Raw genomic sequence first — 13,400 nt, forward strand, 5'->3', positions numbered from 1 at the left:
GGGAGATGGTGCAGACCCTGAAGTACGGAGCGTGGCCCTCGCCGATCGACGCGGCGCTCGCCGCCGCGCACGACGGGCAGCCGGAGGCGGTGGGCTTCGTCGGCGACGAGGCCTGGTGGACCGAGCCGCGCCCCACCGAAGGCGGGCGCCGCGCGCTGGTACGGCGTACGGCGGACGGCCTGGAGAAGACGGTGCTGCCCGCGCCGTGGAACGTACGCAGCCGGGTCATGGAGTACGGCGGCCGCCCCTGGGCCGGGGTGATGCGTCCCGAGGGGCCCCTGGTGGTGTTCGTGCACTTCGCGGACCAGCGGCTGTACGTGTACGAGCCGGAGGCCCCCGGGGCCGGGCCGCGTCCGCTCACTCCGCTCTCGGCGGTGGGCGGCGGACTGCGCTGGGTCGACCCGCAGGTGCACCTCGAGCGCGGCGAAGTGTGGTGCGTGCTGGAGGAGTTCACCGGTGACGAGCCCACCGACGTGCGGCGGGTGGCGGTCTCCGTGCCCCTGGACGGCTCGGCGTCCGAGGACCGCGACGCCGTGCGTGAACTGACCGACGCCCGCCACCGGTTCGTCACCGGCCCCCGGCTCTCGCCGGACGGCCGGCGTGCGGCCTGGCTCGCCTGGGACCATCCCCGAATGCCGTGGGACGGCACCGAGCTGATCGTCGTCGACGTGGCCGGCGACGGGACGTTCCGGGAGCCCGCCACGGTCGCCGGCGGCCCCGACGAGTCGATCGCCCAGGCCGAATGGGCGGCGGACGGCAGCCTGTTGCACGCCAGTGACCGCACCGGCTGGTGGAACCTGTACCGGGACGGTGTGCCGCTGTGCCCCCGCGAGGAGGAGTTCGGCGGACCTCTGTGGAAGGTCGGGCAGCGCTGGTTCGCGCCGCTGGAGAACGGGCTGATCGCCGTCCTGCACGGCAAGGGCGCCGCCCGGCTCGGGGTGCTCGACCCGGACCGCGGCGAGGTCGTCGACGCGGCCGGGCGCTGGACCGAGTTCGCGCCCACGCTCGCCGTGCACGGCAGTCGGATCGTCGCCGTCGGTGCCGGCCCGCGCAGCGCGTACGAGGTCGTCGAACTGGACTCCCGCACCGGCCGCGCCCGGGTGATCGGCTCCGGGCACCAGGACCCGGTGGACCCGGCGTACTACCCCGAGCCGCAGATCCGCACCTTCAACGGCCCCGGAGGCCGCGAGATCCACGCGCACATCTACCCGCCGCACCACCCCGGCCACATCGCGCCCGCCGGCGAACTGCCGCCGTACGTGGTGTGGGCGCACGGCGGTCCCACGGGCCGCGCCCCGCTCGTCCTCGACCTGGAGATCGCCTACTTCACCTCGCGCGGCATCGGCGTCGCCGAGGTGAACTACGGTGGTTCGACCGGCTACGGACGGGAGTACCGCAACCGGCTGCGCGAACAGTGGGGCGTCGTCGACGTCGAGGACTGCGCGGCCGTCGCGCTCGCCCTCGCCGACGAGGGCACCGCGGACCGCGACCGGCTCGCCGTGCGCGGCGGCAGCGCGGGTGGCTGGACGACGGCGGCGTCCTTGACGACGACCGACGTGTACGCCTGCGGCACGATCATCTATCCCGTCCTCGATCTGGCGAACTGGGGCTCGGGGGAGACCCACGACTTCGAGTCGCAGTATCTGGAGAGCCTGGTCGGGCCGTACGCGCAGGTGCCCGACCGATACGCCGAACGGTCGCCCCTGGAACACGCCGACCGGATCACCGCGCCCTTCCTGCTGCTGCAGGGGCTCGACGACCCCATCTGCCCGCCCGCGCAGTGCGAGCGGTTCCTGGCCCGGCTCGACGGGCGGCGGGTTCCGCACGCCTACATCGCCTTCGAGGGCGAGGGGCACGGATTCCGCCGCGCCGACACGATGGTGCGCGCGCTGGAGGCCGAACTGTCCCTGTACGCACAGGTCTTCGGACTGAACCCGCCCTGCGTCCCCACTCTGGAGCTCAGTAAGTGACACCCCTCACGAGGCCGCCCCGACTCGCCCCCGGCGCCCGCGTCGCCGTCGTCGCGACCAGCGGGCCCGTACCCGAGGAGCGCCTCGCCGCCGGGCTCGACATCCTGCGCGGCTGGGACCTGGACCCCGTCGTGGCGCCGCACGTCCTCGACCGGCACCCCGGCTTCCCCTACCTCGCGGGGCGTGACGCCGACCGGGCCGCCGACTTCCAGGCCGCCTGGTGTGACCCGGACGTGTCCGCGGTGCTGTGCGCCCGGGGCGGGTACGGCGCCCAGCGCATCGTGGACCTCCTCGACTGGGAAGCTCTGCGGGCCGCCGGGCCGAAGGTGCTGGTCGGCTTCAGCGACATCACCGCACTGCACGAGGCGTTCGCGGCCCGCCTCGGCCTGGTCACCCTGCACGGGCCGATGGCGGCGGGCGTCGACTTCCTCAAGAGCACGCGGGCCCAGGAGCACCTGCGGGCGACGCTGTTCGCGCCGGAAACCGTCCGCGCCATCACCTCCTCGGGCGTCACGCTCGTCCCCGGCCGCGCCCGGGGCGTCACCCTCGGCGGCTGTTTGAGCCTGCTCGCGTCCGAACTCGGCACTCCGCACGCCCGGCCCGGCGCCCGGGGCGGGCTCCTGCTCATCGAGGACGTCGGAGAGGAGGCGTACCGGATCGACCGGATCCTCACCCAACTGCTGCGCTCCGGCTGGCTGGACGGCGTCGCCGGGATCGCGCTCGGCTCGTGGAAGGGGTGCGGGCCCTACGAGCAGCTGCGTCCCGTCCTCATCGACCGGCTCGGCGGCCTGGGCGTGCCGGTCGTGGAGGAGTTCGGCTTCGGGCACGGGCAGGACGCGCTGACGATCCCGTTCGGGGTGGAGGGTGAACTGGACGCGGATGCGGGGACGTTGACCCTGGACGTACCGGCGCTGGCGTGACCTGGGCAGATCGCCTGGATGGGAGGGGAGTGGCCCGGCCGCCTGTGCCGTCAGGGCGGCGGGTCGACCAGCCACCGCAGGAGCGCTGCACCGATCTGTCGGCGGGCTTGAGACAGCGTGCCCGCCGTCGGTGCAGTGACCGGCAGCCGGCCTTCCCACCGTCGCTCACCAATCCCGAGTGGCGATCAGCTTCTCGACGTCCGCGTCCGTGAACCCGTAGGCCGACGCGACAAACCAGAAGTCCTCGGCGATCTCCTCGCGCGCAACCGTCTCGATCTCACTCCCGGCTGCCTCGAACTCTGCCTCCAGACGGTTGAACTCCTCCGTCGAGGCCTGGGTGAGTGCATACAGGGCCGCCAGATCCGACGGCTGTTCAGCCTCAATCCGCTCGCACAGCCGCAGCAGGATCACCCTGCCCTTGTCGACGACGTGATCCGGGAAGTACGAGTCCGCGTAGAGCTGCCGCAGAAACGCACGTCCTGCTATTTGTTGGTTTGTGATCGGCATGGTGCCTCCCCATCCCCGTAGACGAACCGAGGTGCCGATCATGCAGCACACCACTGACAACGACACGCCGCCCGTGTGTGCCAGATGGGTCGTAACCGGTAGTTTCGCAAGCGGCCCTGGGCGACACTGTGGCGGGCGCCGTGTCGACGAGCTTTGCTGGGGCAACCGAAGGCATCCGCTCCGCTGTATCGCGTATCCACGCAGCTACAACCTGGCCGCAGTACCGTGGACAGATACCTACCTTCTGGCGGGGTACATATGAACACCAGCATTGGCGACCGTATTCGTGGCCTGCGCGAATTCCGCGACCTCACCCAAGAAGAACTTGCCGACCGCGCAGGCGTCCACGTCGACACCATCCGCAAACTGGAGCAGGGCGTCCGACAGTCCGCGCGTATCAACACCCTGCGCGCCCTAGCACGCGCCCTCGATGTGCAACTTGAACGCCTCGTAGGGCAGCCCACTGTGATGCAGCAACTCACCGACGACGGTGGACTACTCGCCCTGCGTGACGCCATCCAGAACATCGACTCCCTCCCTGGCGTACCTGCCGATGAAAATCTGGAAGAGCCGCCCCGCGAACAGGTTTGGGTGGACGACGTGCGTGACGCGACATCCAAGTACTGGCACGGCGAGTACTCCGAACTCGCCGGAACGCTGCCCTTGCTGTTGCGCGACGGACGCGCGGTCGCCCGTGAGACCCCGACAGAGCGTGTGTGGCGGCAACTTGCGCTCGCCTATCAGCTTGCCGCCTGTCTTGCTGCGCAGGCCGGACACCCGGACTGGGCCTACACGGCCGTCGAGAAGCAACTCGCAGCCGCCGCACGCTCCTCCGACCCCCTCATGGAGGGTATGGGGGTCAGCACATTGTCGTGGTTACTGCTGCGGCAGGGCCGGTGGGAGGAAGCGCAGGACATCGCTGAGCGTAAGGCGGAAGTACTGGAGCCGTCCTTCATGAAGGGAACCCCTGCGCAGCTTGCGGTGTACGGCAATCTGTTGCTTGCCGCTGCCGCCCCAGCGGCCCGACGGGACGATCACGACCAGGCTATGGCGTTGCTCTCCGTGGCGGAGGCCGCAGCGGTTCGCTCGGGCCGCGTCAAGGCCTACGGCACGGCGTTCAGCGTCGTCGATGTCCGCACCCAGAAGGTGAACATTGCGCTCGCCGGGAGCGAGACGCGTCCTGCTGATGCGCTGCGGTTCGCCGATGACGTGAACTTGGATGAGATCTCCCGGCCGGTGCATTGTTCCGCATACCGGGTGGATGTCTCGCAGGCCCAGTATCAGACCGGCGACAGCGAAGGGGCACTGGCGACGCTGCTTGAGGTAGAGAAGGTCCAGCCGGAATGGATCCGCTTCCAGGCTCTGGCCGCGGCCACAGTTCGGGAGATGCTTGAGACGGAGCGTCGTCGCAATACCCCGCTGCGGTCCTTGGCGGCGCGTCTGGGCGTGGACCCGACCTTGTGAACGGGTAGGACAGCACGTCCTACCGGCAAGAGAATTGGCTGGGCGACTGGTGCCTTGAGTCGCTGGGCTGTAATGGCGCGCGCTCGTAGCGTCATCACCACAGGGCGGCGCTGCCCCTGCACCCCGCCAGGGGTCGGGTCGGCGCCGCAGCCCCTAGCCCAAGGAGCGAGACGTGAGCGCGTCGGCTGCGAGCAGCCCGCCGCTCGACGTGCCTCGTGGAAGTGGAGGCCGACGAGTGAACAGCACCGAAGAACGGCGCGCATGTGATGGCGTCGAGCAGATGACGCGGCGTGAGAGCGTGAACGGCATGCATACGAGTCAGGAACCGCTCCTGACCTCCGGAGCCGAACGTGATCTCGCCGTAGAGCACTGGCTTCTGTCGGCGACGGCAGACAACGACCGAGCTCGCGCCGAGTGGAAGGAGTCCGGAGTCGCCCTCTTGCGGTGCGGAACGCTGTTCGGCGCGGTCCGTACCTCCGGTGTGGTGGTGCGCGCTGCGGCCGGGACGGACCGCCCTCGGGAGGTCGACGCCTATCTCGCGCAGGTGCTCGCTGGGCCGGTGTTCTCCGACCGTGTCATCGACTGCTACTACGTGCTCGTACCGCCGAGCGCAGGCACGCGGGAGGCGTGGGCCGCCACCCACGAGGACGCCGAGTACTTGGGGCGTGGCCACTATCTCGGCGTCCCGAAGGTGACGGCAAAGACTCCCCAGCAGGGCCGCTCCTATTGGTGCGCGCCGATGGACAGCGCGGGGGTTCTCGCCTCGCCGGAAGCCGTGTCCCAATTCCTCGCCTTCGGCAGGTACCAGATGGCGTGCGACGCGACGTATGCCATTGAGTAACAAGGGCGCCCCTCTGGACGCGGGGAGGGGTGTGCGTCGTGGAGGCCGGGCTGTAGTGAGCCAACGTGCCGCCCAAATCCTGTACGTAGCTGTGCTCGTCACATTGATCGTGAGCGTCAGCAGGAGTTGCCCCTCGCACGCTCCAACCCTGCGGGTATGCGCCGAGACCTGAGGTAGGGCGTTGGTGCCATTCCCCCGAGACACACGCCTGGCCGGGGTGGGGTCACGGTTCCGGCTGACCACCTTGTGGAGGGGCAAGCAGCCGCAACCTGTCAGCGACCGGGGAGAACAACACGCCGGTCGGTGTCGGACCCCGGCGGCTATTGACTTTCCGTGGAGGAATCCTGATGTCGAACACGATGAGCGGACCCGTTCACCTCGGTCTGCCGCCGGAGTGGCCGCAACCCGTACGAGGCTGCCGCGTGTGCGCGGCGCTGGCCAAGCAGCGCGCGGAGGCCGCAGGCGCTGGGGACCAGTCGAAGGTCTCGGACTGCAACGTGGAGATCAGCCGTCACATGGAGCCGCATCCGAGAAGACGACGGTGAGTGGAGCTGCCCTGTGGTGCTGCGGGCAGGTCTCGAAAGGCTGCTCTTGTCGCGAAGGTGTCCAAGCGGCAAAGTGAGGCCGTGATCATTCCCTTCTTACGTGACGACACACAGGGCTCGCTGACGGTGACGGTGGAGCGCGTGGACGATCCCATCGCGATCGGCAAGCACCCCTCAGCCCAGGGCTTCCCGAGCTGCACCGCTGTGGTGGACTACCCGGAAAAGGGATATCGGGCCCTCTTCGGTTGGGTCCAGCTGGTGCGTTCGACGGACAACACCTCCGCTGGGGCCGCCTTCGACATGGACCCGTTCTACCTCTTCGAGGATGCGCCGTCGCCATACGCGTTCTTCGGCGTCAAACCCACCTTGTTCGACGCGCCGTCCCGGGCCGGGCGAGAGCCGCTCATCTGGACGGCCCACAGCTACTTGGCGTGGACACCGATGGATGGCACCGAACGGCGAGTCCTTCCGCTGACTGGCTTCTCCTGGGGGTTCGACATCGGCTCGGACAGTCGCATCGCATTGCAACCCGTACAGACGTTGACTTCTATGGACTGGGATGCGCACCTGCCCTATCTCGGCACCTCATACCCAGGCTGGGTGTTCGATGAGTGGCAACCTGAGCAGTGAGCCCTGTCAGTCGCCTGCTCCTTGACCACGCCCATCAGGGGGCGCAGATGCGGGATGTCTTGTCCGGGCTTGGGTGCCACGCTTTGAGACATGACACCGGCCTATGTGCCGATCACGAACCACTGTCTGGTCGACGAACCACGCAGTGAGCCGCCCCGGTTGCTCGCGGACCGTGCTGCGCCAACGCTCCATGAGTGGTACGCGCAAGGCTTCCCCCGAGCGTCAATCGTTGTCATGCTCCAACCGTGACCGAGAACACCTCCCCCGTTTACCAGGCGCGGTACGGCTGGGACCGCAGGACCACTGGAGTCGTTGCGGCCAGTGCCTTCTTCACCGCGATCCTGTTGCTCCCGGACGTGCCGCTGGTCGGGCGGATCCTGGGCCTGCCGCTGTTCGGCGGGGGCGGGCTGTTCATGGCGTACATGGCGATGAGTCGCAAGGTCGCGTTCCGGGTGGACGAGACCGGTGTACTCCTTGGTGGAAACCCCGCTCGGTACAGGGCCACCACCGTCCACGTGCCCTGGGACGACATCACAGGCTTCGTGCTCTGGCGCCAGGTCACGGGCAGCGCCAGCCTGTCCTATGTGGGGCTCGTCCGGCGAGAGGGCGCTCCGGCACTGCCCGGGGACGGCCCGAAGTCCCGAGCCGTCGTGAGACGCCTCGTTTCGGTACCCGAAGACGTAGCGTTCGCTTCCCGGGCGGTGACCGGGTGGCGTTTGGACAAGGAGCGGCTGGTCACCGCCATCGCCCACTTCGCGCCCGGTGTCCCCGTGCGTGACCGTCTTTAGCCGAAGTACACCCTGCACGCACGCCGTTGTGTATCGACGATCGAATTCGTCGCTCGAGGCGGGGCCCGGAAGGTTCAGGAGGCCTCCGTCACTGCGGGTCAGGGCCCTGGGAACATGTAGTCGGTCTTGATCCGGCCGTCTTCGTCGAGCATGAGGATGTCCGATCCACCCGCCATCACATCTCCGTCGGCGGTTGACACCACATCCCAGTCGAGCTTGAAGGTGACGGTGGTCTGTTCGGGCAGAGGAGAGAGCAAGGAGCATGTCGTGGCCGGCTCATCGCCCAGCACCGCCCCCGACCGTTTCAGCTGATCACACGGCCGAGGAAGTCACGGATGTGCTGGGTGATGACGTCGAAATGGCTCTCCAGGGCGAAGTGCCCGGACTCGACCAGGTGGACCTCGGCCTCAGGCAGGTCCCGCTGGAAGGCGCGGGCACCGTCGGGACCGAAGATCTCGTCGTTCGCTCCCCAAACGGCCAGCAGCGGAACCCGGGACTCGCGGAAATACTGGTGGACGGCCGGGTAGAGGTCCACGTTGGTGGGGTAGTCGCGGAAGAGCTTGAGCTGGATCTCGTCGTTGCCGGGCCGGTCGAGCAGCGCCTGGTCGTGGACCCAGTTGTCGGGGCTGACGAGGGTGGGATCGGCTACGCCGTTGAGGTACTGCCAGCGGGTGACCTCCGCGGTCAGCGCCCTGCGCACCGGTGCCTCGGTCTCTGGACCGGGTGTCCGGGCGTAGGCGAACAAGCCCTCCCAGAAGGGCTTGACGAAGCCGTCGGTGTAGGCGTTCCCGTTCTGTGTGACGATCGCTGTGACGCGCTGCGGGTCCCGGAGCGCGAGCCGCCATCCGATGGGTGCGCCGTAGTCGTGCACGTACATGGCGAATCGGTCGACGCCCAGGTGGTCGAGGAGCTCCGAGGTGATCTCGGTGAGGGCATTGAAGGTGTAGGGGAACTCGTCCAGGCCCGGCATTGCCGACTGGCCGAAGCCGATGTGGTCCGGTGCGATGACCCGGTAGTGGTCCGAGAGTGCCGGGATCAGGTGCCGGAACATGTGCGAGCTGGTCGGGAAGCCGTGCAGCAGGACCACTGCGGGCGCCCGCGGGTTGCCGGCCTCCCGGTAGAACACCTCCAGGTCATCAAGGACGGCGGTGCGGTGGTGCACGGCGTATGCCATCACTCCAGCCCCTTCATTCAGCACGACACGAAGGTCGAAGCCCGACGTCAACGGCGAAGGCGGAGCCGTCCTGCGCACGGTCGACACCATCATCGATCAGCGCCGCGAGACGCGCGACTTTGCCGACGCGGGCCAACTGGCTTGGTCGGTATGGCGCTCGTGGTCCGGATCGAACCCCCGACGCGGAACAGTGACCCTGGACGTACCGGCGTCAGAGTGACGTGGGCTCACCCGTTCGGCCCCCGTCTGTCGGGCGGCGGAGCCGGTGGCCGTCCATGCTGGTCGTATGAGACCGAAGACGTCCTGGACGGACGGGACGAGCGGCGGGGCGCACCAGGGCCGGCAGTGGGTGACGCCGCGCAGGGTCGTCGGCCTGGTCCTGGCCGCGCTCGTGCTGGTTTTCATCTTCCAGAACACCCAGCACACCCGGATCCAGCTGCTGGTCGCGTGGGTCACGATGCCGCTGTGGCTGGCGCTGCTGGGCACGTGGGTGATCGGGGCGTTGTGCGGGGCGCTGGTGATGAGTCGGCGCGGCTGACCCCGGTTCGCGTACCGTGTCGGTGTGCCTGAGACTCGTGGATATCTCGCCGAGGGCCCCCGCGTGGGCATACGCGCCTTCACCTACGAGGACGGAGCCGAGTTCACCGCCCGGGTGCGGGAGAGCAAGGACCTGCACCATCCGTGGCTGTTCCCGCCGACCAGCGCCGAGGCCTACGCCGCGTACGCGGGCCGTCTCATCGAGGAGCCGACGAAGGCCGGGTTCCTGGTGTGCGAGAAGGACGGCAGCGGAGCCATCGCCGGGTTCATCAACATCAACAACATCGTCGACGGCGGTTTCCGGTGCGGGGCGCTCGCGTACGGCGCTTTCGCATACGCGGCGGGGCGCGGGCTGATGACCGAGGCGCTCGACCTCGTGGTGCGGTACGCGTTCGGGCCGATGGGGCTGCACCGGCTGGAGATCAACGCGCAGCCCGGCAACGCCGCCTCGATAGCACTCGCCCGCCGCTGCGGCTTCCGGCTGGAAGGGTTCTCACCGAACATGATCTACATCGACGGTGCCTGGCGCGACCACGAACGCTGGGCCATCACCGCCGAGATGGTGGGGAGTTGAGCCCGATGCGTACCCTCGTCGTCCTGGACGCCCCCTCCAGCCTGGGCTCTCCCCGATGAACTCCTCGCGCTGCTGAGCCCGTTGCTTGCCTCCCCGCAATGCGTCGGCCTCAACATCACCATCTACGACCCCGATCTGGACCCGGAAGGCACGGCCGGGGCGCTGTTGACGGACATCGTCGTGTCCGCGTTTGCGTCCTTTGCCCAATCCTGACGGCACGGCCCCTGGTCGGCTCGGCGAAGGCCGGGTTCCATGGCGATCGTGACGATGATCCGACGTGACGTACTGACGCTGCCCGCCGCGGAGCTGGGGCCGGACAATCCGCTACCCCCGCTGCGTCCGCTCGACGAGATGCACCGCATCGAGGACCGGGACAAGGAGGATCTGCCGGGCGACATGGCCCGGCAGATCGGCTACGCGCCCCTGCACAGCCTGCTGCCCGTGCGGGTCCGGGACGGCTACGGCAGGACGCGGGCACCCCGCGACATCGACACCCTCGTGATCGAGAACGACCGGCTGCGCGCCACCGTCCTGCCCGGTCTCGGCGGGCGGATCGCCTCGCTGTACCACAAGCCGACCGGCCGTGAACTGCTGTACCGCAACCCGGTGTTCCAGCCCGCCTGCTTCGCGCTCAACGGGGCCTGGTACTCCGGCGGCATCGAGTGGAACATCGGCGCCACGGGCCACACCACCCTCTCCTGCTCGCCCCTGCACGCGGCCCGCGTCACCGCGCCCGACGGGGGAGAGATGCTGCGCCTGTGGGAGTGGGAGCGCCTGCGCGACCTGCCCTTCCAGGTCGATCTCTGGCTTCCGGAGGGCTCCGACTTCCTGTACGTCGGCGTCCGCGTGCGCAATCCGCACGAGCGGCCCGCGCCGGTGTACTGGTGGTCGAACATCGCGGTGCCCGAGGAGTGCCGGGTCCTGGCGCCCGCGGAGGAGGCGTACCACTTCGGGTACGAGCGCCGCCTGCGTCGCGTACCGGTGCCGTCGTACGACGCCGTGGACCGCACGTACCCCCTGAACAGCGTCCACCCGGCCGACTACTTCTACGAGGTGCCCGACGGGCGGCGCCGCTGGATCGCCGCGCTCGACGAGAACGGCCACGGGCTGGTGCAGACGTCGACCGATGTGCTGCGCGGACGGAAGCTGTTCGTATGGGGCACCGGGACCGGCGGGCGCCGCTGGCAGGAGTGGCTCACCGAGCCGGGCACCGGCGGCTACTGCGAGATCCAGGCCGGACTCGCCCGCACCCAGCTGGAACACGTACGGCTGGACGCCGAGAGCGAGGTGTCGTGGCTGGAGGCGTACGGGCCGCTGAGCGCGCGGCGGGAGGGGGAGTGGGCGGCCGTCGTCCGCGGAGCCGAGGCAGGGCTCGACGCAGTCCTTCCGCGCGCGGAGGTCGAGGCCGCCTACGCGGCGTGGAGGCCCTGCGCCGACACCGAACCCGGTGAGACGCTCGCCGTGGGCTCCGGCTGGGGTGCGCTCGAAGTGCTGCGCACCGGCGACAAGTTGCCGGGTACGCCCTTTGAGGAGTCGACGCTCGGCGACGCTCAGACGCCGTGGCTTCAGCTGCTGCGGTCAGGGTCCTTCCCCGAGCCGCGGCGGGTCACCCCGTCCGGTGAGACGCTCGTCGCCCCGCACTGGCGGGACATGCTGGAGAGTGCCCCCGCCCAGCCATTGACGGAGTATCACCTCGGCGTCGCCCAGTGGCATGCGGGTGACCGGGCGCAGGCGGTGCGCAGTTGGGAGCGTGCCCTCCAACTGTCGACATCCAGCTGGCGGTTGCTTCGCTGTCTCGCTGTGGCCGATCGGGAGGCCGACCACCACGAGCGCGCCGCCGACCGGTATGCCGAGGCCTTCGACGACCTTTGTCAGGAACGGCGCGACGACGGGGAGAGCTGGACAGCCGCCACGGCGGCGCTCGGCCACGAGGCGATCGAGGCGCTTGTCGCGACAGGGCGCATCACGGACGCGCGCGCTGTGTGGCACCGCCTCCACCCCGCGACGCGCCGACGCGGCCGGTTCCGGCTGATCGAGGCCCGGCTGCTGCTCGCGGAGGGGAAGCGGGAGGCGGCGCGAGCCGTCTTCGACGCGGGGTTCGAGGTGGCGGACCTGAGGGAGGGCGCGGAGTCGATCGGCGAGCTGTGGGCCCGGATCACCGACGAGCCGCTGCCGGCGCACTATGACTTCCGGATGCGGCCCGGGCACGACGACCGGCCGGCGTGAACCGCCCCTCGGCGGTTGTCCGGCTCGTGGGCGGCAGCCATGTACCGCCGGCCGCCGCCGCGAGCCGCTACGCGGCCGGACCGCGATCCGCGTACTCGTACACCGAACCGTCCGGGTGCAGCGCGATCAGGTTGCGGCCGACCGGCGTCGCCACCGGGCCCGCCAGGACGCGGGCCCCCGACTCGGTGAGAACACGCTGCGCCTCGTCGACGTCCTTCACCGCGATCGTGGCCGTGACCTTGCGCAGGATCTCGATCTCGGCCTCGGGCCCGCTCATCAGCAGGAAGCAGCCGATCGCGGCGACCGACACGCCGCCGCGCTCGAAGCGCAGGGCATGCCCACCCGCCAGTCTCTCGTAGAACGCGACCGAAGCCTCCAGGTCGTCGACGCAGATTCGTAGCGTGGCTCCCAGAATTTCCATGCGGGAAAGCCTAGTTGGGGCCGGTCGGGTAGGTGATCGTTTCGGTCGGATCCCGGAACGGCCCGGTCCGGCCGGTGTGCGGCGTGTGAGGCCGTGTGCGCGGTGTTATGCCCGCCGGTGCCTGGGTACCCGGCGGGCATGAACCGTATGGATCACCTGGAACATCTGGACAAGGGCGTGGTCGACGAGCTGGCGCAGGTGGCCCGTGAAGTCGTGCGCGACGAGTTGCGCGAGCAGTCGCGCAAGCAGCGTCGCGCGGCAATGCTGTACGCCTCCTCCGGGGCCGCCGGCCTGTACACGGGCGCCGCGTTGGCCCTCGCCGTCGGTCTGGCTCTGGCGCTGAGCCTGCCCGGCTGGGCCGCCGCGCTGGTCACGGCGGTACTGCTGGGTGGGGCCGCCTATCTGCTGCGTCGGCAGGCCCGCTCCGCCGGCGGGCACGGCGGCATGCCTCGGAGTGCCGAGGGTCCTGTCCTCGGCGGCACCCAGCCCACGCGGGCGGCGGGCCGACCCGGAGTACCGGGTACGGGCCCGTCGGCGTCCGGCATCCCCGGTCGTCCCGCGCCGGGATCCTCGCGGCCGGGAGCGGACCCCGAGGACCCGCGCCACCGGGCCCGGTGAGTGACCATGATCAGGGCCCGGCTGGGAGGGCACGGGCCATCGCCAACGCGAGTCGGTGGCCCGGTCCGGGCCACCGCCGCCCGGGTCCGTTCCCGAACGCCGTAGTGGCGTGTCAGGAACGCCGTACTGTCGTGTCAGGCCGCCCGGTCGGGCCTGCCTGACCCTGGACACGCCTGGCCGGAACG

15 protein-coding genes and 1 pseudogene are annotated in these 13,400 nt (G+C 69.7%); 12 read left to right on the forward strand and 4 right to left on the reverse strand.

Annotated elements, in window-relative coordinates; translation table 11 throughout:
* Positions 1 to 5 precede the first annotated feature (5 nt).
* Together BIV24_RS22245 and BIV24_RS22250 are read left to right on the forward strand one after the other, a co-directional pair.
* A complete protein-coding gene (locus BIV24_RS22245; protein WP_177198791.1) occupies positions 6 to 1,970 on the forward strand; it encodes a S9 family peptidase in 1,965 nt (654 codons plus the stop codon).
* On the forward strand, positions 1,967 to 2,890 hold the full coding sequence (locus tag BIV24_RS22250) for a S66 peptidase family protein (protein WP_071368157.1): 924 nt from the start codon (positions 1,967 to 1,969) through the stop codon (positions 2,888 to 2,890). Before BIV24_RS22245 ends, BIV24_RS22250 begins: the two co-directional genes overlap by 4 nt.
* 165 nt (positions 2,891 to 3,055) lie before the next feature.
* On the opposite strand, the gene BIV24_RS22255 is transcribed toward BIV24_RS22250, so the two are convergent.
* Positions 3,056 to 3,397: a DUF5713 family protein gene (locus tag BIV24_RS22255; RefSeq protein WP_071368158.1), complete on the reverse strand. Its 342-nt coding sequence runs from the start codon at positions 3,395 to 3,397 to the stop codon at positions 3,056 to 3,058.
* Between the two features lie 258 nt (positions 3,398 to 3,655).
* Between BIV24_RS22255 and BIV24_RS22260 the strand changes: the two genes are divergently transcribed.
* The 5 genes from BIV24_RS22260 to BIV24_RS22275 all read left to right on the forward strand — a co-directional run bounded on the left by BIV24_RS22260 (position 3,656) and on the right by BIV24_RS22275 (position 7,665).
* Positions 3,656 to 4,861 carry a helix-turn-helix domain-containing protein gene (locus BIV24_RS22260; RefSeq protein ID WP_071368159.1) on the forward strand — a complete coding sequence of 402 codons (1,206 nt, stop codon included), beginning with the start codon at positions 3,656 to 3,658 and terminating at the stop codon, positions 4,859 to 4,861.
* Between the two features lie 307 nt (positions 4,862 to 5,168).
* On the forward strand, positions 5,169 to 5,702 hold the full coding sequence (locus BIV24_RS22265; RefSeq protein ID WP_071368305.1) for a hypothetical protein: 534 nt from the start codon (positions 5,169 to 5,171) through the stop codon (positions 5,700 to 5,702).
* A gap of 347 nt (positions 5,703 to 6,049) precedes the next feature.
* Entirely contained in the window at positions 6,050 to 6,247 is a 198-nt protein-coding gene (locus BIV24_RS32290; RefSeq protein ID WP_079168442.1) for a hypothetical protein, read from the forward strand.
* Positions 6,248 to 6,328: 81 nt separating this feature from the next.
* A complete protein-coding gene (locus BIV24_RS22270; RefSeq protein WP_071368160.1) occupies positions 6,329 to 6,877 on the forward strand; it encodes a hypothetical protein in 549 nt (182 codons plus the stop codon).
* 245 nt (positions 6,878 to 7,122) lie between these two features.
* Positions 7,123 to 7,665, forward strand: coding sequence for a hypothetical protein (locus BIV24_RS22275; RefSeq protein ID WP_071368161.1), 543 nt, complete (start codon positions 7,123 to 7,125; stop codon positions 7,663 to 7,665).
* A 98-nt stretch (positions 7,666 to 7,763) separates the two neighbouring features.
* Here BIV24_RS22275 and BIV24_RS34515 read toward each other — a convergent pair whose 3' ends face one another.
* Together BIV24_RS34515 and BIV24_RS22285 are read right to left on the reverse strand one after the other, a co-directional pair.
* On the reverse strand, positions 7,764 to 7,922 hold the full coding sequence (locus tag BIV24_RS34515) for a hypothetical protein (protein WP_177198792.1): 159 nt from the start codon (positions 7,920 to 7,922) through the stop codon (positions 7,764 to 7,766).
* 47 nt (positions 7,923 to 7,969) lie between these two features.
* The gene (locus BIV24_RS22285) at positions 7,970 to 8,839 is read right to left on the reverse strand and encodes an alpha/beta fold hydrolase (RefSeq protein WP_071368163.1); all 870 of its coding nucleotides are present in this window, start codon (positions 8,837 to 8,839) and stop codon (positions 7,970 to 7,972) included.
* Positions 8,840 to 9,125: 286 nt separating this feature from the next.
* Here BIV24_RS22285 and BIV24_RS22290 point away from each other — a divergent pair, with 286 nt between their 5' ends.
* From BIV24_RS22290 to BIV24_RS22300, 4 genes and pseudogenes are all read left to right on the forward strand, one after another.
* The gene (locus BIV24_RS22290; RefSeq protein ID WP_071368164.1) at positions 9,126 to 9,377 is read left to right on the forward strand and encodes a LapA family protein; all 252 of its coding nucleotides are present in this window, start codon (positions 9,126 to 9,128) and stop codon (positions 9,375 to 9,377) included.
* A 24-nt stretch (positions 9,378 to 9,401) separates the two neighbouring features.
* Entirely contained in the window at positions 9,402 to 9,950 is a 549-nt protein-coding gene (locus BIV24_RS22295) for a GNAT family N-acetyltransferase (protein ID WP_071368165.1), read from the forward strand.
* Between the two features lie 48 nt (positions 9,951 to 9,998).
* Positions 9,999 to 10,163, forward strand: a pseudogene (locus BIV24_RS35600) (arginase family protein); the annotation flags it as partial.
* Positions 10,164 to 10,202: 39 nt separating this feature from the next.
* Positions 10,203 to 12,176, forward strand: a complete 1,974-nt coding sequence (locus BIV24_RS22300) for a DUF5107 domain-containing protein (protein WP_071368166.1) — start codon at positions 10,203 to 10,205, stop codon at positions 12,174 to 12,176.
* Positions 12,177 to 12,243: 67 nt separating this feature from the next.
* Here the strand turns inward: BIV24_RS22300 and BIV24_RS22305 are convergent, their stop codons facing one another.
* Complete coding sequence (locus tag BIV24_RS22305; protein WP_071368167.1) at positions 12,244 to 12,597, reverse strand: VOC family protein; 354 nt, start codon at positions 12,595 to 12,597, stop codon at positions 12,244 to 12,246.
* A 138-nt stretch (positions 12,598 to 12,735) separates the two neighbouring features.
* Between BIV24_RS22305 and BIV24_RS22310 the strand changes: the two genes are divergently transcribed.
* Positions 12,736 to 13,215, forward strand: a complete 480-nt coding sequence (locus tag BIV24_RS22310) for a phage holin family protein (RefSeq protein ID WP_071368168.1) — start codon at positions 12,736 to 12,738, stop codon at positions 13,213 to 13,215.
* Positions 13,216 to 13,400 lie beyond the last annotated feature (185 nt).

Source organism: Streptomyces colonosanans, from assembly GCF_001866645.1.
GTDB lineage: Bacteria > Actinomycetota > Actinomycetes > Streptomycetales > Streptomycetaceae > Streptomyces > Streptomyces colonosanans.